Origin of the sequence: Planococcus chinensis (assembly GCF_020071995.1) — a bacterium.
Lineage (GTDB): Bacteria > Bacillota > Bacilli > Bacillales_A > Planococcaceae > Planococcus > Planococcus chinensis_A.
This window is the reverse complement of record NZ_JABWTK010000005.1, coordinates 318118-340310: the sequence shown is the minus strand read 5'-3', so window position 1 is coordinate 340310 and position 22193 is coordinate 318118. Positions and strand designations below refer to the sequence as shown.

The 22193-nt window shown below is 46.1% G+C and carries 22 protein-coding genes, 1 pseudogene and 1 riboswitch; of the genes and pseudogenes, 10 read left to right on the top strand and 13 right to left on the bottom strand.

Translation table 11 applies throughout. The annotated features are described in order from the left end of the window. Positions 1-39: 39 nt before the first annotated feature. Positions 40-570, top strand: coding sequence for a redoxin family protein (locus tag HU147_RS10830; RefSeq protein WP_224076232.1), 531 nt, complete (start codon positions 40-42; stop codon positions 568-570). Between the two features lie 20 nt (positions 571-590). Next, positions 591-1697 carry a peptide-methionine (R)-S-oxide reductase MsrB gene (msrB, locus tag HU147_RS10825; RefSeq protein WP_224076231.1) on the top strand — a complete coding sequence of 369 codons (1107 nt, stop codon included), beginning with the start codon at positions 591-593 and terminating at the stop codon, positions 1695-1697. 113 nt (positions 1698-1810) lie between these two features. Here the strand turns inward: msrB and HU147_RS10820 are convergent, their stop codons facing one another. Then, positions 1811-2245 (bottom strand): Hsp20/alpha crystallin family protein, encoded by a 435-nt coding sequence (locus HU147_RS10820; protein ID WP_224076230.1) that lies wholly within the window; start codon positions 2243-2245, stop codon positions 1811-1813. 736 nt (positions 2246-2981) lie between these two features. On the opposite strand from HU147_RS10820, the gene HU147_RS10815 reads away from it, so the two are divergent. Beyond that, the gene (locus tag HU147_RS10815; protein ID WP_224076229.1) at positions 2982-3413 is read left to right on the top strand and encodes a hypothetical protein; all 432 of its coding nucleotides are present in this window, start codon (positions 2982-2984) and stop codon (positions 3411-3413) included. Positions 3414-3531: 118 nt separating this feature from the next. Here HU147_RS10815 and HU147_RS10810 read toward each other — a convergent pair. After that, a pseudogene (locus HU147_RS10810) lies at positions 3532-4443 on the bottom strand (3-hydroxyacyl-CoA dehydrogenase); the annotation flags it as partial. Positions 4444-4584: 141 nt separating this feature from the next. Between HU147_RS10810 and HU147_RS10805 the strand changes: the two are divergent. The 4 genes from HU147_RS10805 to HU147_RS10790 all read left to right on the top strand — a co-directional run bounded on the left by HU147_RS10805 (position 4585) and on the right by HU147_RS10790 (position 8226). Then, the gene (locus HU147_RS10805; protein ID WP_224076227.1) at positions 4585-5484 is read left to right on the top strand and encodes an oxidoreductase; all 900 of its coding nucleotides are present in this window, start codon (positions 4585-4587) and stop codon (positions 5482-5484) included. 144 nt (positions 5485-5628) lie between these two features. Beyond that, positions 5629-5736: riboswitch (SAM riboswitch) on the top strand. Positions 5737-5867: 131 nt separating this feature from the next. Next, positions 5868-6716: a transporter substrate-binding domain-containing protein gene (locus HU147_RS10800; RefSeq protein WP_224076226.1), complete on the top strand. Its 849-nt coding sequence runs from the start codon at positions 5868-5870 to the stop codon at positions 6714-6716. 61 nt (positions 6717-6777) lie between these two features. After that, positions 6778-7461, top strand: a complete 684-nt coding sequence (locus HU147_RS10795; RefSeq protein ID WP_036804205.1) for an amino acid ABC transporter permease — start codon at positions 6778-6780, stop codon at positions 7459-7461. A 15-nt stretch (positions 7462-7476) separates the two neighbouring features. Then, on the top strand, positions 7477-8226 hold the full coding sequence (locus HU147_RS10790) for an amino acid ABC transporter ATP-binding protein (RefSeq protein WP_224076225.1): 750 nt from the start codon (positions 7477-7479) through the stop codon (positions 8224-8226). Between the two features lie 47 nt (positions 8227-8273). On the opposite strand, the gene HU147_RS10785 is transcribed toward HU147_RS10790, so the two are convergent. Both HU147_RS10785 and HU147_RS10780 read right to left on the bottom strand, forming a co-directional pair. Next, positions 8274-8504 carry a hypothetical protein gene (locus HU147_RS10785; protein ID WP_224076224.1) on the bottom strand — a complete coding sequence of 77 codons (231 nt, stop codon included), beginning with the start codon at positions 8502-8504 and terminating at the stop codon, positions 8274-8276. Between the two features lie 128 nt (positions 8505-8632). Next, complete coding sequence (locus tag HU147_RS10780) at positions 8633-10072, bottom strand: YfcC family protein (RefSeq protein WP_224076223.1); 1440 nt, start codon at positions 10070-10072, stop codon at positions 8633-8635. A gap of 299 nt (positions 10073-10371) precedes the next feature. On the opposite strand from HU147_RS10780, the gene HU147_RS10775 reads away from it, so the two are divergent. Then, a complete protein-coding gene (locus HU147_RS10775; RefSeq protein WP_224076222.1) occupies positions 10372-11109 on the top strand; it encodes a YqcI/YcgG family protein in 738 nt (245 codons plus the stop codon). 325 nt (positions 11110-11434) lie between these two features. Here the strand turns inward: HU147_RS10775 and HU147_RS10770 are convergent, their stop codons facing one another. From HU147_RS10770 to HU147_RS10755, 4 genes are all read right to left on the bottom strand, one after another. Continuing rightward, entirely contained in the window at positions 11435-12310 is an 876-nt protein-coding gene (locus HU147_RS10770) for an AraC family transcriptional regulator (RefSeq protein WP_224076221.1), read from the bottom strand. An 88-nt stretch (positions 12311-12398) separates the two neighbouring features. Next, on the bottom strand, positions 12399-13295 hold the full coding sequence (locus tag HU147_RS10765; protein WP_224076220.1) for an acetamidase/formamidase family protein: 897 nt from the start codon (positions 13293-13295) through the stop codon (positions 12399-12401). Positions 13296-13365: 70 nt separating this feature from the next. Then, positions 13366-14268 (bottom strand): NAD(P)/FAD-dependent oxidoreductase, encoded by a 903-nt coding sequence (locus HU147_RS10760; RefSeq protein WP_224076219.1) that lies wholly within the window; start codon positions 14266-14268, stop codon positions 13366-13368. 77 nt (positions 14269-14345) lie between these two features. Next, the gene (locus HU147_RS10755; protein WP_074509744.1) at positions 14346-14747 is read right to left on the bottom strand and encodes an Rrf2 family transcriptional regulator; all 402 of its coding nucleotides are present in this window, start codon (positions 14745-14747) and stop codon (positions 14346-14348) included. Positions 14748-14892: 145 nt separating this feature from the next. Here HU147_RS10755 and HU147_RS10750 point away from each other — a divergent pair, with 145 nt between their 5' ends. Continuing rightward, positions 14893-15102 (top strand): TM2 domain-containing protein, encoded by a 210-nt coding sequence (locus tag HU147_RS10750; protein WP_081720615.1) that lies wholly within the window; start codon positions 14893-14895, stop codon positions 15100-15102. A gap of 170 nt (positions 15103-15272) precedes the next feature. Continuing rightward, positions 15273-15689 carry a DUF4181 domain-containing protein gene (locus tag HU147_RS10745; RefSeq protein ID WP_224076218.1) on the top strand — a complete coding sequence of 139 codons (417 nt, stop codon included), beginning with the start codon at positions 15273-15275 and terminating at the stop codon, positions 15687-15689. Positions 15690-15738: 49 nt separating this feature from the next. Here HU147_RS10745 and HU147_RS10740 read toward each other — a convergent pair whose 3' ends face one another. The 5 genes from HU147_RS10740 to HU147_RS10720 form a co-directional block, all read right to left on the bottom strand. Then, positions 15739-17217: a VWA domain-containing protein gene (locus HU147_RS10740; protein WP_224076217.1), complete on the bottom strand. Its 1479-nt coding sequence runs from the start codon at positions 17215-17217 to the stop codon at positions 15739-15741. Next, a complete protein-coding gene (locus tag HU147_RS10735; RefSeq protein WP_224076216.1) occupies positions 17180-17734 on the bottom strand; it encodes a DUF488 domain-containing protein in 555 nt (184 codons plus the stop codon). The genes HU147_RS10740 and HU147_RS10735 overlap by 38 nt, the downstream gene beginning before the upstream one ends. 404 nt (positions 17735-18138) lie before the next feature. After that, positions 18139-18654: a DIP1984 family protein gene (locus tag HU147_RS10730; protein WP_224076215.1), complete on the bottom strand. Its 516-nt coding sequence runs from the start codon at positions 18652-18654 to the stop codon at positions 18139-18141. A 93-nt stretch (positions 18655-18747) separates the two neighbouring features. Continuing rightward, a complete protein-coding gene (ppsA, locus tag HU147_RS10725) occupies positions 18748-21363 on the bottom strand; it encodes a phosphoenolpyruvate synthase (protein WP_224076214.1) in 2616 nt (871 codons plus the stop codon). Positions 21364-21438: 75 nt separating this feature from the next. After that, positions 21439-21999, bottom strand: a complete 561-nt coding sequence (locus tag HU147_RS10720) for a DUF1697 domain-containing protein (protein WP_317985513.1) — start codon at positions 21997-21999, stop codon at positions 21439-21441. Between the last annotated feature and the right edge of the window lie 194 nt (positions 22000-22193).

Sequence of the window (22193 nt, the reverse complement as noted above, 5' to 3'; positions counted from 1 at the left end):
TCCCCCAGCCGCTAGATTCCCGAGTAAAGGATGAGTCCGATGAAACCATTTTCCAAAGTGTTTTTGATTACCGCCCTAATTTTTCTATTGGCCGCTTGTTCAAGTAATCCTGAAAACGCTGCCACTTCTGCCCAGCCTTTAAATAAAGGCGAACCGGCACCTGCTTTTGACTTGGTCGATCTGGAAGGCAATCCGCACGAGTTGTCCCAGTATGCCGGAAAAAAAGTTTATGTGAAGTTCTGGGCTTCCTGGTGCTCCATCTGCCTCGCCGGCATGGAAGAGTTGAATACGCTGGCTGGGGAAGATCCCGACTTTGAAGTGCTGACCATTGTGTCGCCTAGTTCAAATGCCGAAAAAGACAGTGCGTCTTTCGCCAAATGGTTCAGCGGACTGGACAACGCATCGAACATTACCGTTTTGCTGGATGAAGGCGGTGCTGTCTTCGATGAATACGGAGTCCTCGCCTATCCGACATCCACTTATATCGGTTCTGACGGAATCATGGTAAAAAGCGCTCCCGGCCATTTCAGCAACGAACAAATTTATGAGACCTTCGAAAGCATCCAATAATGAAAGGCGGTTACTCAACCATGAAACTTAAACACGCCTGTCTCCTGCTATTGATTGTGCTGCTGGCCGGCTGCTCCGTACCGAACTTCAGCAATGCGGGCGAGACCACTGCTGCCGGTTCCGAATCACGGTTCCCCGATAATCCGAATGAGGGCTTAACTTTTGACGAAGAAAACTTGAAGGATATTTGGCTTGCGGGCGGCTGCTTCTGGGGTGTCGAAGCTTATATGGCGCGGGTGTTCGGCGTTTATGACGTCACTTCCGGCTACGCCAACGGCAATACCGAAAACCCCAGTTATGAAGACGTAACACGCAGAAACACAGGACACGCGGAAACAGTCCACGTCCGCTATGATCCCGAGCGGATCGATCTTGAAAAACTGCTGTCCCATTATTTTATGATCATTGATCCGACGCTGTTGAACCAGCAAGGCAATGACCGCGGCGAACAATACCGCACCGGTGTTTACTTCAAAGACGAAGCCGACCGCGCCATCATTGAAGCAGTAATGGCAAACGAAGCGCCGAAATACGACGATCCTCTTGTAACAGAAGTGGAGCCGTTGAAACATTATTATTTAGCAGAGGAATACCATCAGGATTACCTGGAGAAAAACCCGAACGGCTATTGCCACGTCGAATTTGATTCACTCGAAGATCAGGAAGTCCCGGCCTTGATCGACCCAGCGCTTTACCCGAAGCCGAGCGACGAGGAACTGAAAACGACACTGACTGATGCCCAGTACCAAGTGACGCAGAAAAACGACACCGAAACTGCCTACTCCAACGAATACTGGGACAACTACGAGCCTGGCATTTACGTGGATGTTGCAACCGGTGAGCCGCTCTTCTCGTCCCGCGACAAATACGATTCCAAATGCGGCTGGCCGAGCTTCACCCAGCCGATTGAACCGGATGTCGTAACCGAACATAAAGACACCAGCTACAATATGGTGCGCATTGAAGTCCGGAGCCGTTCCGGCGACAGCCATTTGGGGCATGTTTTCAATGACGGTCCAAAAGACAGAGGCGGCTTGCGCTACTGCATCAATAGCGCATCCATTCTGTTCATTCCGGAAGCGGAAATGGAAGCTGAAGGTTATGGGTATTTGAAAGGGCTGCTGTAGCAGCAGAATAAAAAATGAACACATTAAGGCGTAAAAAACCGGTGTGCAGCTATCTTTCAGCTGCACACCGGTTTTGTGCTTCCCGATAAATAATGGGAATATGAGGCGTCACCTTATTCGATTGGAATGCGGTAGCCTTTATCTTTTCTTGCCTGCTCACTGGATTTCGGCACTTGAAGCATTAATACCCCTTTTTCAAATGAACCGGCAATTTGCTTTTCATCAATTTCACCAATATAGAAACTGCGTTTGAAGGCGCCATAAGAACGTTCTTTTCGTACGTAGCGTCCTTCAGTATCATTGGACTCCCAATTCTGTTCCCGTTCACCACGGATTTCCAAATAGCCGTCTTTGTACTCCACTTCAACTTCATCTTTGGAGAACCCAGGAAGGTCGACCATAAATTCATACTGGCCTGCCTTCTCTTTTATATCAACTTGAGGATAGGTGTTTTCCCCAAAAAACTTATTAAAGAAGTCAGATTCCAATCCGCTTCCAAAGAGGCTTGGGAACAAATCGGTTTGTTTTCTTGGAAACAAAGTGCTCATTGCAATCTTCTCCTTTATTAAAGTATTTTTTGGCCGATGCCAGCTTTTCAAAAGTCACAAGATCCAAATCACTTTTTTCATAAGCAACCGGTTCCTATGGCCACCCTTTTAACACTTGGGCTTGCCATGAAATGACTTTCAAGGCCCACACGGTGATCCTTCCCCTTTCTTCATAATTAATCTTTCTACTTAAAATTATATTCAAAACTGTTTTGCCGTCAACTGATAAACTTCCCCTTAATCTATTGATATTACTGTTTTTTCAAGTCTCAAAATCATTCTTTCATAAGGAATCGATTCTAAAAATCAGCCATTCTTCTCAAGGAAAATCTCTGCAATTTACTGCCTTCTTTTCAGTCCATATTAATCTATCATCAATAGTAAAGCAGGTTTAAAAAAACATCAGGTTTGTCTAAGCTTGATTTAAAGAATCATAAGGGCCTTCCTTTTACATGGTTATATTAAAAAGCAAAGGCTAGTATAAAAAATAGAACCATTAATTTATTAAATTTTCTAAAAACTATAGCATTTTTTTGCCATTTGATTTATGATGGCTTAAAGAGACATCATATTTTTACTTTTATAAACAAATTTAAACTATATGATGTCATCCGTTTATTTAACCGAGAAGGAGGTCATATTCGCTCAAATTACATAAAGATGAAAGTCTCAGTCTCAGTAGCGCCTTCGGCTAGAGAAAAGACCAAAATCTTATTATGGAATGGAGAGAACGAATGTGAAAAAGTATTTGATGATTTTGATGGCGTTTTTCTTAATCTTCGGTGCTTCATCTACCGCTTTAGCATCTGGTGACCATGATGACGATTCTAAAAACGGCTATCATGACAAGCGGGACAAGAATGATAAAAGAGATAAGTATGATAAACGGGACAAAAATGACAAGAGAGATAAATATGATAAACGGGATAAACGGGACAAGAGAGATAAATACGATAAACGGGATAAACGAAACAAACACGATAAGAAAGACAAATACGATAAAGATCACAAAGGCTTCTTCAAAGTTGGTAAATACTATCTAAAAGACGGTAAGTACTATGTTAAACATGGCGACCATTTCCACAAAGTTGGTAAATACTTCTACAAACATGGAAAATTCTATTTCTATCCTGACAAAAAAGACCATCATAAAGATGGCCATCACTGATGCAATTTAACATGAAAGGACCAAGCTTCCTCACTCAGAAGCTTGGTCCTTTTTATTGGAGTGACTGCACGATGAAGCTACCGGCCCGATGTTTCAACAGCCATAGCCTCCGTGAAATTCAGTTCTTTAAAAAGTCCGGATCGAGAAACGCCGGGTTCGGGTATTTGTAAAATCCTTCTCCTGTCGATCTTCCAAGTTTCCCTTGGTCGATGTATTCGGTCTTCAGCAAATTCGCAAGCTTTTCGAATTCCGGATTGCCGGTAGCTGCTGCTTTTGCCTGAACAATATTATGGGCTGTATTGATGCCGACCACGTCCAAAATAGCAAACGGACCGAGCGGTGCACCGGTTGCAATCTGCCATGTTTTATCAATCGTTTGGATGTCCGCTACCCCTTTTACCAGCAGCAATTCTGCCGCGTCCAGGAAAGGTACAAGCAAAGAGTTCAGAATATAGCCTGGCTGTTCCTTATGAAGCGGCAGTGCCACCATCCCAATCGCTTTCGCAAACTCGATCAAATCATTGAATACTTTTTCATCCGTTCCAGGATGCTTCATGATTTCTGCTGTGTTATTGATCCAGATTGTATTCGCAAAGTGGAGAGCAAGGAACTTTTCCGGACGCCCTGTCGCTTCTGCAAACTGGCTTGGCAAGAGAGTTGAGGAGTTTGTGGCAAAAACCGTTTTTTCAGGAGCCGCTTTTCCCAGTTCCTCGTAGAAAGCGATCTTGATATCGACTACTTCCGGAATCGCTTCAATGACAAGATCTGCGTCTGCTACCGCTTGTGCCAAGTTCGAATTGAATGTCAGACGGTCAAAAGCCGCGTTAACTTCTGCATCCGTTGCGCCTAAATCAGTTTTGTAATTGGCTTTCAGCTTGGTCATTCTATTCTTTGCTTTTTCAAGTGCTTCATCGTTGATATCGTAAACCGTCACCTCAAATCCTTTAAATGCTGTCTGATAGGCAATCTGGCTTCCCAGTACACCGCTTCCGGCAACTGTAATTTTTCGATAATCCATAAATGGCAAGTCTCCTTTTTGAGTGTGTTTTCTATTCTCTTCCCTCGTTCATTTCTTTTAATCACCATATGGGATAAATGCATGGATTACCGAAACCAAGATAGGGGTACAGTGGTTTAGAAAAATGATTTTATCAAATAAGGAGCGGATTGTTTGGAAGAGAACCGATTAACGGAAAAGACGGCCATCGTTACAGGAGCGAACAGTGGACTCGGCCTTGAAACCGCAAAAGTTTTTGCCGCACAAGGTGTACAAATAACTCTTGCTGTTCGGGACATGGATAAAGGGCAAACCGCCCTGGAAGACATTAAAAAAGAAGCACCCGGCGCTTCCATTGAAGTCATGAAACTCGATTTATCTGATCTTGGCAGTGTACGGGACTTTGCTGAACAAGTTAAAGGCAAAATGGGCTCGTTGGATTTATTGATCAATAACGCAGGGGTCATGGTTCCTCCATTCACTAAGACAAAAGACGGGATTGAACTGCAGTTTGCCAGCAACCACCTTGGGCACTTTGCATTGACCGGCCGTTTATTGCCCCTCCTTTTAAAAGCTCCGGCGTCTCGGATAGTGACACTCAGCAGCCTGGCTCATCGCGGTGCAGCCATCGACTTTGATAACCTGGACGGCTCGAAAGGCTATAAAGGGATGAAGTTTTACGGGCAAAGCAAACTTGCCAATTTGATGTTTGCACAGGAACTCGACAAGAGATTGAAGCAACACGGCTTATCGACAATTAGCATTGCCTGCCATCCGGGCATTTCTGCGACCAATTTGTTCAAGTTCGGCAAACGGGAAGCTCCGCGGATTTTCAAAGGGTTGATGAACCGCTATTTTCAACCTGCAGCGATGGGCGCACTTCCCACTATCTACGCAGCAACTGAGCCCGGCTTAAAGGGCGGCGAATACATCGGTCCCGACGGCAAAGGCCAGCGCCGGGGTTACCCAGCTATCGAAACCCCTCACCCGGCAGCCCATAATGAAGAAGTAAGCAAAAGGCTTTGGGAAGTCTCAGAAAAACTGACTGGTGTCAGTTTTGATTTCACCTCTTGATTATCTAATCGCTGCTTTTTGTGAAGTTTGAAGGAAGAAAGCTTCTAGCCTAAATGGCAAATTCGAATGTTTTCTTTCAGAATATTGTGTTGACGATTAAATGCGATGATGGTAAAGTTTTCAACATAGTTTAATAGCAATTTGTTCTTATCATGAGAGGTGGAGGGATTGGCCCTACGAAACCTCGGCAGCGGGCTCGCAACAAGAGCACTGTGCCAAATCCAACAAGCTTTTTAGCTTGAGAGATAAGAAGAGCCGGAACATCAATGTGATTTCACATGCCTGCCTCTTCTTATAGAAGAGGCTTTTTGTTTGCCTTCATGATAAAACAGTTCTATTAACTTAAAACCAAGTAAATCGATAGAAAAGGATGGTGCAGATTTATGAAAAACACGAAACAGCTTTTATTGTTACTGGCAGTTTTGGCAGCCGGTTTCTTGCTGGCAGCATGCAGCAGCGAAGAATCATCAAATGAGGCGTCAGCTTCATCGGAAGGCAAAGAACAAAATTCGTGGGAACGCATTGAAGAATCCGGCAAAATCGTTGTAGGAACAGAAGGACTTTATTATCCGATTACATACCATGATGAAACAACGAAAGAATTGACGGGCTACGATGTGGAGGTTGCCAGTGCTCTTGGTGAAAAGCTCGGACTCGAAGTCGAGTTTAAAGAAATGGAATTTGACGGCTTGCTTCCTGCGCTTCGCAATGGCCAGATTGATATTGCAGCCAACGATTTCGCCATTACAGACGAACGCAAAGAAAAATTTGATTTCACGATTCCAGTGAAACATTCCTACGGCTCTGCCATCGTCCGTGAAAGCGACAATTCCGGCATTGAATCGGTAGAAGATCTGAAAGGCAAAAAAGTCGGTGGTTCGGCGACAAGCAATTATTCGAAATTTGCCCAGGAACAAGGAGCTGAAGTGATCGTTTACACCGGCTCTGATACGGTCCTTCCGGAAATCGTCAATGGCCGCGTGGATGCGACGCTAAATGATTATCTGGTATTGATGCGTTCGCTTGAGCAGTACGACAAGCCTGGCTTGAAACTGGCTGAAGGCGTTAAATTCTCATTCAGCAGCAGCGCCATCGTTATGCCGAAAGACAGCCCGGAACTGAAAGAAAAACTCGATGCTGCACTTGAAGAATTGCTGGCTGACGGAACCCTTAAAGAGATCTCCAATAAATTCCTGGGTGCCGATGTTACCCAGCCGCTTGAAAAAGAATAAAATCTTTTGGGGGAATCCTGGGGTTCCCCTCTTATTACATAATGAGTAAAGGAGTCTTCCAATGGCCGACTTTAAATGGGAATATCTTTTTAATGTAGAAATTGCACTGGACTCCCTTCCCTTTATTTTAGAAGGAGCCTGGCAAACCATCTTGATTGCACTGGTCAGCATGTTTTTTGCACTGATCATGGGGCTGTTCGTTGCCCTTGCCCGCATGAACCGCTTTATCGGGCTGTCACTGCCTGCCCGTTTATTTATTTCCTTTATGCGGGGCACCCCGCTGTTAGTCATCTTGTTTATCCTGTATTTCGGCTTTCCGATGGTCGGCATTGAAATGGAACCGCTCACTGCAGCCATTATCGGCATCAGCGTCCATTTTTCTGCCTATACCGCAGAAATTATCCGTTCCGCCATTTCTTCTGTATCGAAGGGCCAGTGGGAAGCTGCAGAAACTCTTCGTATGAGTTATTGGCAAACGATGACCCGCATCATTTTGCCGCAGGCGACGCGCATCGCCTTGCCGCCGTTATCGAGCACATTTATGGATATCATCAAAGGGACTTCCCTCGCGATGGTCATCACCGTTTCTGAAATGTTCTACCGCGCCAAAGTGGTGGTCGGGCAAACGTATGAAAGCTTGACTCTGTATATTCTGGTTGCGCTCATTTACTGGGCCATCTGCGCTTTGGTGACACTGTTGCAGGATTATCTCGAGAAGAAAGCAAACCGCTATGTCGCAGCCTGATAGGAGGTCTTTTATATGATCAAAGTTGAAAATTTAAGCAAGCAATTTAAAGACGTGGAAGTACTGAAATCGATATCCTTAGAGATTGAAAAGGGCGAAGTCGTCAGCATCATCGGGCCGTCGGGTTCCGGCAAAACAACTTTGCTCCGCTGTTTGAATCTGCTCGAAACCCCTTCACATGGATCACTCCAGATCAATGATGTCCATGTCGTGTTCACCGGAAGAACGCCAAGCAAAAAGCAAAAAATCGATATCCGCCAATTCTCGGGCATGGTGTTTCAGCATTTTCACTTGTTCCCCCATAAGACGGTAATTGAAAATATCATCGAAGCGCCTCTTGTCGTGCAGAAAAGGAACAAGCCGGAATTGTTGAGTGAAGCGGAAGGATTGCTGCAGAAAGTCGGACTGCTCGACCATAAAAACCAGTACCCGGAACAATTGTCAGGCGGCCAGAAACAACGGGCCGCCATCGCCCGCATTCTTGCCTTAAAACCGGATCTCCTGTTGTTTGATGAACCGACTTCTGCGCTTGATCCGGAACTGGTCGGAGAAGTATTGACCGTCATTAAAGAATTGGCTTTGGAAGGACAAACAATGGTTATCGTGACGCATGAAATGGATTTTGCCCGCGAAGTATCGGACCGCGTCATCTTTATCGCAGATGGCCATATTGTCGAACAAGGAAAGCCGGAAGACATTTTCACGGCTCCGACTGAAGAACGGACGCAGAAATTTCTGCAGAAGGTCTTGTTGAGAAGAGCATAGTCCCAGAAAAAAAGTATGCGGCATCCATTTTGGCTGCCGCATACTTTTTAATATTTGTCTCCGGTATTTTCAATATGTTTCTTTTCCCCGGTCTTGTGGTCAGTAATGACTTTATCGCCTTTTGGAACATCTTCTCTGCCTTCATCCGGTGCATTTTGAAAAGGCCCGTCGACGCCGATTTCATGGCTGTCGTCTTTGCCAAAGGCGTCTTTTGCTTTCTTCGTGATTTTATCCATTGTTGAATCGCTATTTGCTTGGTGATCAGAACCTGGTTTCATATTGTTTACCTCCTTTTAAATGAAGATTTTACAATAAACATGCTGCCTTTATTTTGTTATACCCTTCTTCCATAGAAAAAAACGGCTGCACAAACGATGTTGTGCAGCCGTTCTGTCTAATTAATCATTTAAACCGTCCAGATAAAGAAGTGGGCGATTGTCACAAAAACGAGACTCAGTATAGCCTGCACCAAAATCAAAGGCCATACCCATTTGAACCATTTGATAATTGGAATCCCTGCCATGGCAAGCGCCGCGAACAACAGGCCGCTTGTCGGAGAGAACATATTGGTGATGCCGTCTCCCATCTGGAATGCCAGAACCGCGGTTTGCCGGCTGACACCGATCAAATCCGAAAGCGGAACCATGATCGGCATGCTCAGTGCCGCCTGGCCGCTTCCTGACGATACAGCAATATTCAAAAGCGCCTGGGTGATGAACATGGCACCTGCACTTAAGCCTGCCGGAATGGAAGAAATCAGCCCAGAAATGCCGTAGAGAATCGTATCGATGATAAAGCTTTCCTGAAGAATCACGACCGCCGCATAAGCCAGACCGACAATCAACGCACCGGTTGCCATTTCCTCGCAGCCTTTGACAAAGGATTTCGTGATTCGATTGAATCCCATCCCATAAACCAAGCCCATTACGATCGCCATGATGATGAACAGAGCTGAAATCTCACCGATATACCACTTGTACTCGATAACCGAATAAGCTAGGACAATTAAAGTGAGCCCCAAAATACCGAGAACCGCTACTTGCCTTTTCGTGATTTTTTCCATATTCATGCCGCTTCGGTCAATGCCGCGTGCCTGGTCTTCTTCGTAAACGATGCTTTTCTTCGGATCTTTTTTCACTTTGCGTGCATACAGCATCACAAAAATAATTGCGGCAGCCATATACACCAGCCAAAAGCCGATTCGCGGCAGCATTCCTGAAAACAGCGGAAGCTCAGCCAAACCTTGTGCTACGCCGACTGTAAAAGGATTCATGAAAGCAGCCGTAAATCCTGCCGAAACACCGATTAACACCATTGCAAGTCCCACCATTGAATCATAGCCGAGCACGATCGCAAGCGGCACCATGATCATGACAAATGGAAATGCTTCTTCAAACATGCCGATTGACGCTCCGGCTACTCCGAAGAATAGCATGACAATGGGAATCATCAGCATTTCTTTTCCTTTTGTCTTCGCAGAAAGACTGGCAAATGCCCCTTCGATTGCTTTTGTATCCCGGAAGACATGAAAGGCCCCGCCTACGATAAAGATGAAGAAAATAATCGGTGCACTTTGCACCATCCCTTTATGTATCGCCTGAAAAACACTCAAGAACCCAGCTGGATTCGAATCGATTTGCGTATAAGAGCCGTCCACTACAACCGTCTGCCCGGCATCGTTTGTGATGCGTTCATATTCTCCTGCTGGTACAAAATAAGTTAAGAGCGCCATAAACAAAATCACGATAAACAAAATATTGAACGGATGCATTGCTTCCCGCTTTTTCTTCTTTTTCGAACTGATTTCCGTAACTGTAGCCATTTCCTCATCCCTTTTGTTTTGCATTAGCTGCAATAGAATCTGGTTTTTTATTAAACTCATGTTAAAGGTTACTATGAATAAAAAAGTCAGTCAATAAATTTTTATTTGTTTTGTTGTATAAAAATAAATATAAAGACTCCGAATAAAATGGCATTTTACTTATAAATACTTCATTTTCTCGTTTTACAGGTATCCAATATTATGCAGAGACTTGTAAATTTCACTTTTAATGCCCCTTTCCCGGCAGCCGGCTAAGCGTTTTATTCCGTCTGATTAGGGAATGCTTTACAGAGATGTACGTAAAGTAAATTGGAGGAATTTCATTGACGACAACAGTTGACGCCTTATTGACGAAAGAAGATTTTCAAACCCGCAGCGATTTGCCTGAATGGCTGCTGAATGAATACCAGACGTTCCATAACACAGTAACCGATAAAACGTTCCCCTGCTATTTTGGGATGAGCGGCGAATTGAAAGGCGAGCTCCGTTACGCCTATGTCACCCAGGATGACTGGCGCAATCTGCCGGAAGCGGTGTCGGCATTCCTTCAGCTGTTCAAGGATCCGAAACATAAACGCCACGGCCTGTTTGTTTTTGTTGAGCCTTTTGAAACGGAAGGTTCTCTTGAAGAGTACCGGAAACAATTTTGGGATCTTTTGCAATACATGCACGATACCGACAAAACCGAATGGCCGGAAGACGCGCCGAAAGATCCGGACCATTACCTATGGGACTTCACCTTCGACGGCGAACCGATTTTCGTGTTCGGCAATGCCCCGGCATACAAGCAGCGCAAAACGCGCCATCTTGGCAACGCGATGGTGCTCGGGTTCCAGCCGCGCCGAATTTTCGAAGGTTTGAAAGGAACAGAAAAAGGCGGCATCATGTCACGCGACAAAGTCCGTTCCCGTGTGGAAGCCTGGGACCACTTGCCGACTCATCCGGACATCAGCCATTTCGGCGATCCGACGCATAATGAATGGAAGCAGTTTTTCATCGGCGACGACAGTGAACCAATCAAAGGCAAATGCCCTTTTAACCATAAAGATATGGCGAAATGAATAATAAGGAGCTGCAGGAAAACCGAAAGGTGCCTGCAGCTCCTTTTGCGTCTCTCTTTCAAGCTTCTTTCCCCCTCGCAAATCCGTTGCTTTTCTTCATTGCTTTAAATACAACAGCTTTTATAATTAATAATTCCCCCGATTTTCATTGCACACTATATTACTTGCACACGCCCCCTTACTCTTGTCGCTTATTATTTTATTTTCAATAACTTTAAGCTCTATGGCAATTTCCTGTCATAAATGGCAGGAAAGAAAAGCAATTCACTAAGGAAAACCAAATTGAAAAAGCCGCACTCTAAAGAGTACGGCTTTTGTCGTGTAGTTATTTCTTCATTTCCTTCACCGGAATCCAGATCTCACTATAGACTTTCTGCGGATTTGAAAAGTCGCCGTTAAAAGAGATTTCGGGTCCGTCTACCAACTCGTAATGGGAAGAAGGCAGCCATTCCGAAAAGATTTTCGCCCATGTTTGTTGCAGCGTTTCTGGAAATGGCCCTTCTGAACTGAAAACAGCCCAGCTTCCTGCCGGCACTTCCACCACGTCAAAACCTCCAAAATCTTTATCTTCCGTGGTGATGGATCCGATTAAATGGTCCAATTCCCCTTTTTCCGCGTAACGTCCTTCATCAAAATTGAACGATGCGTTGACGACAGTTTTCACTTCCGTGTTGCGCAGTTGCTGGAGCTGCTCCCGCTGTTCTGGTGTAATGGATTGCACCATTTTCATAATTTCCGGATTTTCGCCTTCAAAAACGATCGGCACCCGTTTTTTGAGTCCCACTAATTTAAACGGCTCTTTTTCCACAATGCGGTATTCCATGTCGATTCCTCCCTGTACAGTTAATTGGAAAGTCAGCCGAGGAAACACTTTGAACGAATCGCTGTTTTTTACTTCTGACGGATTCATGAAGGCCCAGTCCCGAAACGCCCGGCTAAAACCGTCTGCTGAATCGTAGCCGTATTTGACTGCGACATCCAATACCCGTTCACCGCCCTGCTGCAGATCAATTGCCGCTTGGGATAATCGCCGGCCGCGAATATATGAGCTCAGGCTCATGCCGGATAAATACGAAAACAATTTGCGGAAATGGTATTCCGAAACGCCCGCGATGGCCGCCACTTCATCAAAATCAATGTCCCCGTCCAACTGTTCTTCGATATAGCGCAAAGCTTCGTTCATATCTTTTAGCATATCCATTTGCTGACCTCCTTTCACTTTCCAGTATATGAGGAATTATATGCGTTCATCCGATATGCACGGGTTGGAAAAAGTCGGATTTTTTATTTCACTTTTGCCAAGGGAAGGAATCAGCGAATAAAGATTTCGGCACCGCGACTCTTACAGTCACTAAGTCGTTGACGATTTGGCTAAATTTCAAATCACAGACTGCGCTCAACAGTCGGTATCCGTCATTAAACGGCAAACCAAGCCAGTCCGCCAATCGCTTCGCCGTCTGGTACAGAACTGTATCGATCGCTTCTTCATACGATTTCGCAGATGCAAGGAAGTAGAGAAAATCACCATCTTCCACCATCGGGTTCTCAAGTTTGATGGATGCTTTTGTGAAGCGCAGACTGATAGCACCGCTTGTTTCAACACCGGTGCCGCTCAGTTCCCCGTCTCCCATTGCCGCATGCAGATCTCCGAACGCCGCAAGCGCACCGTCTGCAAAAACAGGCAGATAAAGTTTATTGCCCGCTTTGATGTCTTTCGTATCAAGATTGCCGCCGTGTGTTCCTGGCAGGGCGGTCGAGATTTCCCCTTCCGCCGGTGCGACGCCGGCCACGCCGATCATCGATCTTACCGGCAGCTTGAGCGATTCCGCAAATTCTATCTGGCCATTCCGGATTGGCAAAATTTTCGTCGTCGAATCCGTAACATGCTCTCCTAATGGCCCGAGACCGGGCGCTGCCATCATGATGCCGAAGTCACCGGTTTCGATTGACAGCACCTCGACGCACAAAGTATCCCCTTGTTGGATGCCGTTAATGTAAATGGGACCGGTTGCCGGATTCAGCCGGCTTCTGTCAAAATCCCCGCGGAGCGTTGAGCTGTCTTGCACCTGTCCGTCGTAGCAATCCATTGTTTCCACCGCCACTGCTTCACCCAGTTCTGCAAAGTATGCCGGTTCGTGATTTTTGGAAAACGCCGTAATTCTATGTTCTGTCGAAAATCGCTTCATTTGTCCCCATCCTTTTTCCCTTTTAACAACCATTATAGCGGAAGTGAGCGATGCTCGGAATGGCTCAAAATCAGAAGCGTTCCAGTACCAGCTCCATGTTTGCTACGGTCGCTGCCTTGCTTCCTTCTGCCGCTGCAATAATCAGCGACGAAGGGCCGCCGGAAACGTTTTCCCCGGCTGCATAAACGCCGGGCACAGAAGTCCGCCCAAAAGGATCCATTGCCAAGGCTCCGTTGCTGTCGAGTTCACAGCCCAGTTGTTTCGCAAAAGGATTTGGCCGGTAGTAGGAAGGCACGACTAAGCCGCCTGTCCGCTCCAGTTCTTCTCCGCCCTCAAACAACAATTTCTTCATATAGCCGTCTTGTCCTTCCAAACCAGCTATTTTTCCGATTTTAACATGAATATTTTTCCGCTCAAACTCTTTCAGCGTTTCGGCTGTGAAACTGTGCCCATTGCTTGCAATGACAAGATCTTCCGACCAGTTGTAAACAAGCTTTCCTAAATGCAAAGCATGCGCTTCTATTTCAGCAATAACCACGAGCGGCTGGTCTCTCATTTCCCAACCGTCACAATAAGGGCAGCTGTAAAGGCTTTTGCCGTAATAATCACGGATGCCTGGAATATCCGGAAATGTCTCCTGGACGCCTGTAGCCAGGATTACTTTTTCCGCATTAAATTCTTCGCCGGCGGCTGAAATTGTAAAAGAACCATTTTCCAGCCGCTCAATGGCGGTTACCGTTTTGGAAAAATGCTCGACGGAAGGATAAGGCTTCAGCTGATCCAACGCAATGGTTCGGAATTCTTCCGGCTTGATGCCATCCCTTGTCAGAAATCCGTGGGATTCCTGCGTTACCCGGTTCCGGTTGGTATTGTCATCAAACACTGCCACTTTTCTCCGCGATCTTCCGAGCACCAACGCTGCACTCAGTCCCGCTGCTCCCCCGCCTATAATGGCACAATCCACTGTTTTCATTTCGACTCATCTCCTTTGTTTTTAAAAGACTTTAAAGACTCTTTAAATCCTTAATTGACTTAAAAAGAAACAGCGGTTTATTTTGCCGCTGTTATTTCTTTGGCCAAATCGGCTATTTTTACGTTTCTCAGTTCTTCTTCCATTTTCTCTTCCGCCGAAACCATTACTTGTTGAATCAGGCAGTTCGGTCCGTGATCAACATCGCAGTCGAACAGCGAAGCTTTACCTTCAATGGCGTGGATGATATCAAGAAATGAAATGCTTTCCCAGTTTGCTTTCAGCGAGTAGCCTCCATTGGCGCCTGAAGCGGATTGCACCATGCCTTCTTTCACCAGCTTCGTCAGGATTTTAGACAAGTAAGTCGGTGAAAGTTTCTGTTGCTGCGCCAATTGCTGCACGCCCATCGGTTTGTCCGGTGTAGCTGCTGCCAGATGGAGCATGGTATGAAGGGCGTAATTTGTGGCTTTAGAATATTTCATATAGCTGTCCGTCTCCTTTCAAAGACTTTATGGGTCTATAATAGCTCCTAAGTCTGCATTTGTCAATCGGATTGGATTTATGAATCAGGATTAGCAATTTACATAGAAGGGAAAACATACGAATAATGCAGAAAGGATGAACGGCATGAAAAACAAATTGGCAGCCGGCCTTCTCGGCATTTTCCTCGGTGACTTTGGTGCTCATAAATTCTATCTTGGCAAACCGAAAACCGGACTTTTGTATTTAGCCTTCTGTTGGACAGCCATCCCTGCGATTCTTGGATTCATCGAAGGTGTTTCTTATTTATTGTCGTCAGAAGAAAATTTCCAGGCGAAACACGGCAGAAAATATTAACCTCATCACCTGCGGGAACTGGACAAGTTGCTGCAGGTTTTTATTATGCCGACATCTCGCATGAATTCATTTACTGAATTCCTTCACTTTCTGAAACCTTCCATCTTTTGGAACGTATTTGTAATAGAAGCATTTACAGCAGATTGCAGGTATGAAGGAGAGGGCCAGCCATGGGGAAGTTATTATTAAGTCTAGCCGTACTGTTCATAGTCATTTTTCTGGTCAAGGTTTTATTGCGGAAAATCTTCCATATCGAAAAACGGAAAAAAGAGTTCTTTTCTTATAATCATGTCAATAGCCTGCATCGGAAAGTTGATTGGGTTATTCGGATTGGTTCTATGATTGTTTATCTCATTTTCTTTTACAAGCTAATCTATGAAGATTATTCCCTCAATCTAATGCTAGGCATTATGCTTATTCTTTTTGTTCTGCAGATGGCCGTTCAGGCATTTTTCGAATGGCGCTATTCCGAACATCCAAAGGAAGCCATTTTGACGGCAAGTGAAATGGCCATTTTAGCTCTAGCTATCGGAGCAGTCATCTGGTTTGATCTGATGAAATTCTTAATAGATGCACCCGTTTCCTAAACAAAGCCCCTGCTGAGATCCATGGATCTCAACAGGGGCTTTTGCTGCTTTATGAACCGTAATTTTCTTCACTTTCTTCTTGCAGCTGTTTTACTTTAGCTTCGAGCTTTTCGTGCATGTCTTTACGGATGGTGTCTTTTCTTTCCTGTTCCTGCCTGAAGTATTGGGTCACGGTTTCGTGCCGTGTCTCGATCAACTCTTTGTATTTGTCAGCCGCTTCCTCGTCTTTGAATTTCCCAAGGTTTATCAATTTGTTGGACATGCTGTACATATTATTCAAGGAAGCCAGCGATTTGCCGTAAATGTCGTTGTTGTATTTCAGAAGGTCGCTGTAGATATTATTGCTTTGGTGCAAAATATCATAATAGCGGTCATTGCCCCAAGCCAGCCATTCCCAGTACAGGCGGCTGTATTCCTGCTTCAGGTATTCATTCAGTTCACTTTCTGAGTAAACGGATTTGTACTGGCCTTTGCCGGCTTTCGCCACTTCTTCAAGCTGCTTCTGCCCTTCGTTGTCCACATCAAATCCGATGATGTTCACTTCCGCTTCAATGCCGGACCCGCTGAGAGATGCTGCAGCTGCCACCGGATCGCCGCCGCAAGTTTCAATGCCATCGCTGACAACATAAATCACGTTGCGGATATTGTCGCCTTTCTGTTCCTGCAAATCCTGTTCGGCTGCTTCGATAGCTCCTGCTAAAGGCGTCCACCCGGCCGGTGCAAACGCTTCAAGCGCTGCGGTGAATTTAGATTCGTCGTAAGCACTCAAGTCATATACCACTTCATTTGAGCTGCAGGACATTTCCTTATCGGCATTGGTTCCCTCGCCTTTATGGCCGTAGATGCGCAGCATGACGTTTGAGCCTTCCGGCAGGTCCGCTGCGTATTTCTGGATGGCCTGTTTGGCCAGCTTCATCTTTTGGCCGCCCGATACTTCCCCGGCCATACTGCCGCTTGCATCCAAAAGTACAGCGACATTGACCGTTTCCTGTTCCGGCAGATCGATTTCGTCTTCCGGTGTGGCGGAATCAATCGTGATCACCGGATCGATTGCTTCGAATTTCGCTGCCGGCTCCTCAAGGTCCGGTGCGATCAATGAAACAATCAGGGAATAGGCTTCTTCCCCGGTCATTCCATCGGGAGCTGCTTCCAGTTCTTTCTGGATTTCCTCCATCTGATTTCTTGCATCGTATTTCCCTTTTTCTTTCACAATTTCTTCCACATTATGTACGGCTGCTTCCGGCATGGCCGGTTCAGCTGACGCTTCTTTTTCGGCTTCTTCCTCAACTTGCTGCGCTTCTTTTGCCGGCTGGTTGTCCACCGCACCCGGTTCTTCATCACTGGAACAGCCGGCCAGCATGGCAGCTAACAGCAGATTTCCAACCAGGAGCATTTTAAAATTCGTCATCGGCACCGTTCTCCATTTCTTCTTGTGTTTGCTTTCTTCTTTATTGTACGGGTTAAAGCTGACAGAAGTTTCGTTTTTGTGCTTATTCTTCAGCGGCCGGATAAACGACCGTGCCGTCACTCCTCAATTCTGCGGGCGCACCCCACATGCCAAGCTCGTGGTCCACAAGTTCGATTGCCCCGTCTTTGCCATCAATGATGTGCTTGACTGAATGCCCGTTTGCGACAAGCCAGTTTGAAATCAACAGCCGGTGGCAGCGCGACGGATGCCGCTCCGAACAGCAATACGCGACTTTCTTTTCAGCTGCCCTTTTCAGCAGTTCCTCAATGCCTTGCTGGAATTCTTCCGTCAGCGTGTAATCCGCGTAATTCTGGAATGAGCGGTTGCGCCAGCCGGCGTTCACTTCCCCTTCCACGTCTTTCGATTTTCGGCGCCTGCCACCGAGTTTCCCGAAATGTTCATACGTGATTCCTTCCGCTTCCAGCCAGACAGGAAACACATCTTTTGAAAACTGGGGCCACTTGCGGCTGCCAGGATATGCCCGCACATCCGCCAACAATTCAATGCCCGTTTCTTTTAGCATGCGATCAAAAAATTCTTTTGAATGGCTGGAATGCCCAATCGTATAAATAATCATAAACAGCCCCTCCTTGCTGTTCTATTCCTGCAGAAGGCTGAACTTAAACGGGAAAGCCATGTTCTTCTCTGTGCTAATAAAAGAAGAACTTCGATAGAGATTGCAATAACGTTGATAGAACCTGGAAAGACAGCGATAGAGAATAAAATAAAAGCGTTAGCAGGCGTCTAAAACTGCAATAAAAAAATCCTCTTGCCAACAGGCAAGAGGATTCATAGAAGGAGCGGGTAAAACACTAAATTGGCTATCAGCCAGCATTTGCAAATGGTTGGTCATCGGTCACAGGTAAAGGTGTCATGGGTGATGGGTCATTGGTTTAGCCATCTGCCATTCAATCATTTGTACCGGAGTACAACGCAAGTGCTCCTCCTATGCCTTGAAGCGGAGTCTCACCGCTTCAAGGATCAGAAATACTTCTCGCTGTCAAAATCCAGCTCAACTGCATAGTTTTTTGAGTTGATGGCGTTCGAAAGGCGGTTCGCCTGGCGTTCCAGTTCAAGGGCCTTCAGCCGGTATTCTTCCGGCTCAAACATGGCCAGCCGGACAAGCGGCGTCCCTTCCCCAAATGAATAGGTCAGCTCTTCTTTGGAAGCAGCTCCGAAGTCTTTGAACTTCCGTGCTTTGGCACGCAGCTGCGTCGCCAGTTCGATGGCTTCCACAATTGTTAAAGCCTCGCCGTTAAAGTCGATTTCATTTTCGATATTTGCCCGGTACATCAATTTGTCCAATAGGCGGAAGTCGCTGCGAATCTCGTCGATTTCCTCTTCCACCATCGATAAAGTACGGGGTTGTTTCGGCACTTTCGCCCCTTTTTCAATTTCAACATAGGACACGCGGTACATTTCTTCTTCCAATTCTTGAATTCGTTTCGCTAACACACTTTTCAATTTTACTGCTTCCGCAAGTGAAAGGTTCGACATGGCTGAGTCTCCTTAACAATCGAATAGGTTAATTAACCTTAGTTTACCAATAAATCAAAATACTTACTATTGTAATTTTCAATCATTCTTCTGTTATTCCATTATTTCCACGTAGCCTTCCGAGCCGTTGATGCGAATCCGTTGTCCGTCTTTTATTGTTTTCGTGGCATTTTCGACTCCGACGACAGCCGGCAATCCGTATTCACGGGCAATTACTGCGCCGTGCGTCATGAGCCCGCCGACTTCCGTCACCAGGCCAGCCGCTGAGACAAACAATGGCGTCCAGCTCGGATCGGTAAAGGCAGTGACCAGAATGTCTCCGGATTCAAGACGGGCCTGTTCCATCTTAAAGACCACTCTTGCCCGCCCCTCAACCGTTCCGGCGGAAACTCCGATCCCTGCAAGCGCCCCTTCTGGAAGCCGGTCGGTTTGATAACTGCCAAAAATCTCTTCGCCTTCAGAAGTCATCAGACGCGGCGGCGTCAATTTGTCATAATGCCGGTATGCTGTTTTCCGCTCTTCAAGAACTTGCCAGTTCAGCGCTTTTCCATTCACCGCTTCCCGGAACTCTTCGAACGTCAAGTAATAGACATCCTCCGGCTCTTGGATCGCTCCCTTTTGCTGGAGGAGAACCGCTTCTTTCTTCAAGGCCTGCTTGTAAAGAAATAAATGTTTGACGAGTGCGAATTTCGGATATTCCCGGTACCCGAGAAAATTCTGGAGCAGGCTGATCATATGTCTGGTTTTTTTCGCTTTCCGTTTGCCGCCGGGCTGCTGTGCCAGCCGCTGCAGCAGCTCTTCCGTTTTTTGGGCGGCGCGCCGTTTTCCTTCTTCAACCATTGCTTGCCGTGCATTCGGAGGGAAATTCTTGATGTTGCTCAAAATGGGCGGCATGAGAATGGTCGGGTCTTCGCTCCAACGTGTCTTGGCAATATCGATTTCACCGGCACAGCGCATTCCGTATTTACTGAGGTAATCCCGGATCACTCGGCTGGCTTCCGGTCCGCCCTCCAGTTTTTCGAGATCTTTGAAAAAAGCATTTCGATCCGGGTGTTCAAAATAAGCGAGCACTTCCGGATAAGCGCGCACCGCATCCGCTACATCCAATAGTTCACGCCCCATCTCCGATGTGACATTGTTGTTGATCGATTGGCTTAAAACGTCGGCCGCATTTTTTTCGCCAAGCCAGTTCTCCATATTTTTATTGAGCCAGTGTGTGGCATAGGCACCGATCAGAATCGCCGCTATGCCACGCTGGTCGTAAGCACTCTTTCTCAATTCTTTCTGATCTTCTAAAATCAAGGCGAACAATTCATCTCCTGAAACCTCTTCAATCCGCCACTCGAGTTCCCTGATATAAGCCTCGCTCCGGTTGATCAATTGGCCGGCTAAACGGCGATCGTTGTCCCGGTACACTTTCGCCAGGACAGCTGGAAATGTCCATGGAAGGTAATCGTTCCCCAGTTTGAATACACGTTTGCCTTTTGTCAATTTCGGTTTTCTTTCCAAAAAGTTGAGAAGTGCCTGTTTCATCAACGGATCGTTGCTGCCGAGTGACGATACCGCAATTTTGCGTCCGCTGAACGAAGCGAGATCATGCGTCAAATCAACAAATAAGCGGCCACCCGCATGGATCAGTTCATAATCGGGCATGTACCCGAAAAAGGAAATGCCGAGCGGTTTGATCGGATCGGTCATCATTTGCTGATGGCCTACTGAAAAAAAGATCCGGTAATGGTCGTCGCGTTTTTCGGGCAAAGGATACAAAGTGGTGATTGGGCGGCTTTGCACGATATAAATGGCACCATCCGCCAAGCACCATTCTGTGTCCTGGGGCTTCCCGAACCGGCTCTCAACCTGCCGGCCCAGTTTCTCGAGGGCCACAATCTGTTCATCTTCGATCGCCTGTTTTTTCTGTACGGCCGGTGAAACTTCTCTTTTCTCAGTGGCTCCATCGGGTCGTGGGTAAAAAGCGACTTTTTTGGATGCGATTGTTTTTTGGACAATCCGGCCTTCCCGGACTTTGTAATTGTCTGCAGACACAATCCCGGAAACAAGCGCTTCTCCCAGGCCAAAACTGGCATCAATCGATGTTACTCGGCGGTTTGACGTCACCGGATCTGCCGTAAACAAAATTCCGGATGCTTGTGGAAACACCATTCGCTGAACAACGACCGACAAATGCACTTTTCGGTGGTCGAAGCCGTTCTGTATCCGGTACACCACAGCCCGTTCGGTAAACAAAGATGCCCAGCATTTGCTGACATGCCGCAGAATCTCACGTTTTCCACGGATGTTCAAAAACGAATCCTGCTGCCCGGCAAACGAAGCTGCGGGCAAATCTTCAGCGGTTGCACTTGAGCGGACAGCGAAAGCAGTCCCTTCTCCCAGCTCTTCTATAGCAGAAATGATTTCCTGCTCTATTTCTAGCGGTATAGCCAAACTTTCAACGAGGCTCCGCAAATGCGCACTCACCTCTCTAATTTTTTCCTTATCATCCCTTGTCAGCAGCGACAATTTACCGAGCAGCTCTTCCGCTTCTGTATGGCCAGCCAGCATTTTCTTGAAGGCGTCTGTCGTTACACAAAATCCGGCAGGCACCTGGATTCCCGGCATTTTTGCCAGCTGCCCTAAATTCAGCCCTTTTCCTCCGACCTGCAATAAATCACTGTGGCCAATCTTCTGAAAATCCTTTACATAGGTTTGCAAAATGTCCACTCCTTTGCAAGATGATGTCAACTATTGCACTGCCGTTCATTTTAGGCTTTCAAGGAATTTTTTCTGCTATTCTTCTTTCATTAGTTCGTAGATTTTACGTGCGGTGTTGACGTTGCGGACGGTCATGCGCTTATAAAGAGCTGACCCGGCGAGCTTCATCATGCCGCTCCTTGTCACCAGTTGCCTGTCGACTGCCCATAGAAGTGCACCGGGCACATAGAACAACTGGTCAATATCCGGTTTTGTTCCCACTTCTTCCAATAGGGATTCCCGGTCGATTTCTTCCCATAGAAAGAGCACATCGCTTTTCATCTCATCTCCATTCGTCCAGTGCAGCGGAATGGCTTTCGCAATTTTTTCGTATTGCTCCAAACTGTAGACAAGCACCCGGATTTTTAAATTGAAATTTTCAAGAATCGCCCTTTCCAAAATTTCCGCAATTTCTTTTGATGCAGGCTGATTGCTGCTGAAAATGACATTGCCCGAATTGATATAGGTTTTGACGTTTTCCATCCCCGCTTTTTCAAAAACCATTTTAAGCTCTTTCATATTGATTTTGTTGTTGCCCCCGACATTTATCCCCCGAAGCAGTGCCACATGGCGCATGAAAACTCCCCTTTCTTCCATCGAATTCCACCTGTCTTATTTACTTTTACTTTAGTCTGTATTTTAAAAATAACAAGTGCTTATTTCAAATTGAAAAAGGAAAAAATGCAGTACTAGGTCATTGCAAATTGAATAATCTAAAAGAACCGGAAAATTAAACAAACCAATTAAAAGACAATCTCTCTTGAATAAATTTAAAATTTAACTGAAAATCT

Coding starts and splice junctions, on each gene's coding strand:
- HU147_RS10760 (WP_224076219.1), bottom strand. CDS start 14,268: ATGAAAACAGTGGATTGTGCCATTATAGGCGGGGGAGCAGCGGGACTG.
- HU147_RS10750 (WP_081720615.1), top strand. CDS start 14,893: ATGAAAAACAAATTGGCAGCCGGCCTTCTCGGCATTTTCCTCGGTGAC.
- HU147_RS10820 (WP_224076230.1), bottom strand. CDS start 2,245: ATGAGCACTTTGTTTCCAAGAAAACAAACCGATTTGTTCCCAAGCCTC.
- HU147_RS10745 (WP_224076218.1), top strand. CDS start 15,273: ATGGGGAAGTTATTATTAAGTCTAGCCGTACTGTTCATAGTCATTTTT.
- HU147_RS10795 (WP_036804205.1), top strand. CDS start 6,778: ATGGCCGACTTTAAATGGGAATATCTTTTTAATGTAGAAATTGCACTG.
- HU147_RS10830 (WP_224076232.1), top strand. CDS start 40: ATGAAACCATTTTCCAAAGTGTTTTTGATTACCGCCCTAATTTTTCTA.
- HU147_RS10790 (WP_224076225.1), top strand. CDS start 7,477: ATGATCAAAGTTGAAAATTTAAGCAAGCAATTTAAAGACGTGGAAGTA.
- HU147_RS10730 (WP_224076215.1), bottom strand. CDS start 18,654: ATGTCGAACCTTTCACTTGCGGAAGCAGTAAAATTGAAAAGTGTGTTA.
- HU147_RS10770 (WP_224076221.1), bottom strand. CDS start 12,310: ATGGATATGCTAAAAGATATGAACGAAGCTTTGCGCTATATCGAAGAA.
- HU147_RS10720 (WP_317985513.1), bottom strand. CDS start 21,999: ATGGAAGAAAGGGGAGTTTTCATGCGCCATGTGGCACTGCTTCGGGGG.
- HU147_RS10765 (WP_224076220.1), bottom strand. CDS start 13,295: ATGAAGCGATTTTCGACAGAACATAGAATTACGGCGTTTTCCAAAAAT.
- HU147_RS10755 (WP_074509744.1), bottom strand. CDS start 14,747: ATGAAATATTCTAAAGCCACAAATTACGCCCTTCATACCATGCTCCAT.
- HU147_RS10735 (WP_224076216.1), bottom strand. CDS start 17,734: ATGATTATTTATACGATTGGGCATTCCAGCCATTCAAAAGAATTTTTT.
- msrB (WP_224076231.1), top strand. CDS start 591: ATGAAACTTAAACACGCCTGTCTCCTGCTATTGATTGTGCTGCTGGCC.
- HU147_RS10800 (WP_224076226.1), top strand. CDS start 5,868: ATGAAAAACACGAAACAGCTTTTATTGTTACTGGCAGTTTTGGCAGCC.
- HU147_RS10780 (WP_224076223.1), bottom strand. CDS start 10,072: ATGCAAAACAAAAGGGATGAGGAAATGGCTACAGTTACGGAAATCAGT.
- HU147_RS10785 (WP_224076224.1), bottom strand. CDS start 8,504: ATGAAACCAGGTTCTGATCACCAAGCAAATAGCGATTCAACAATGGAT.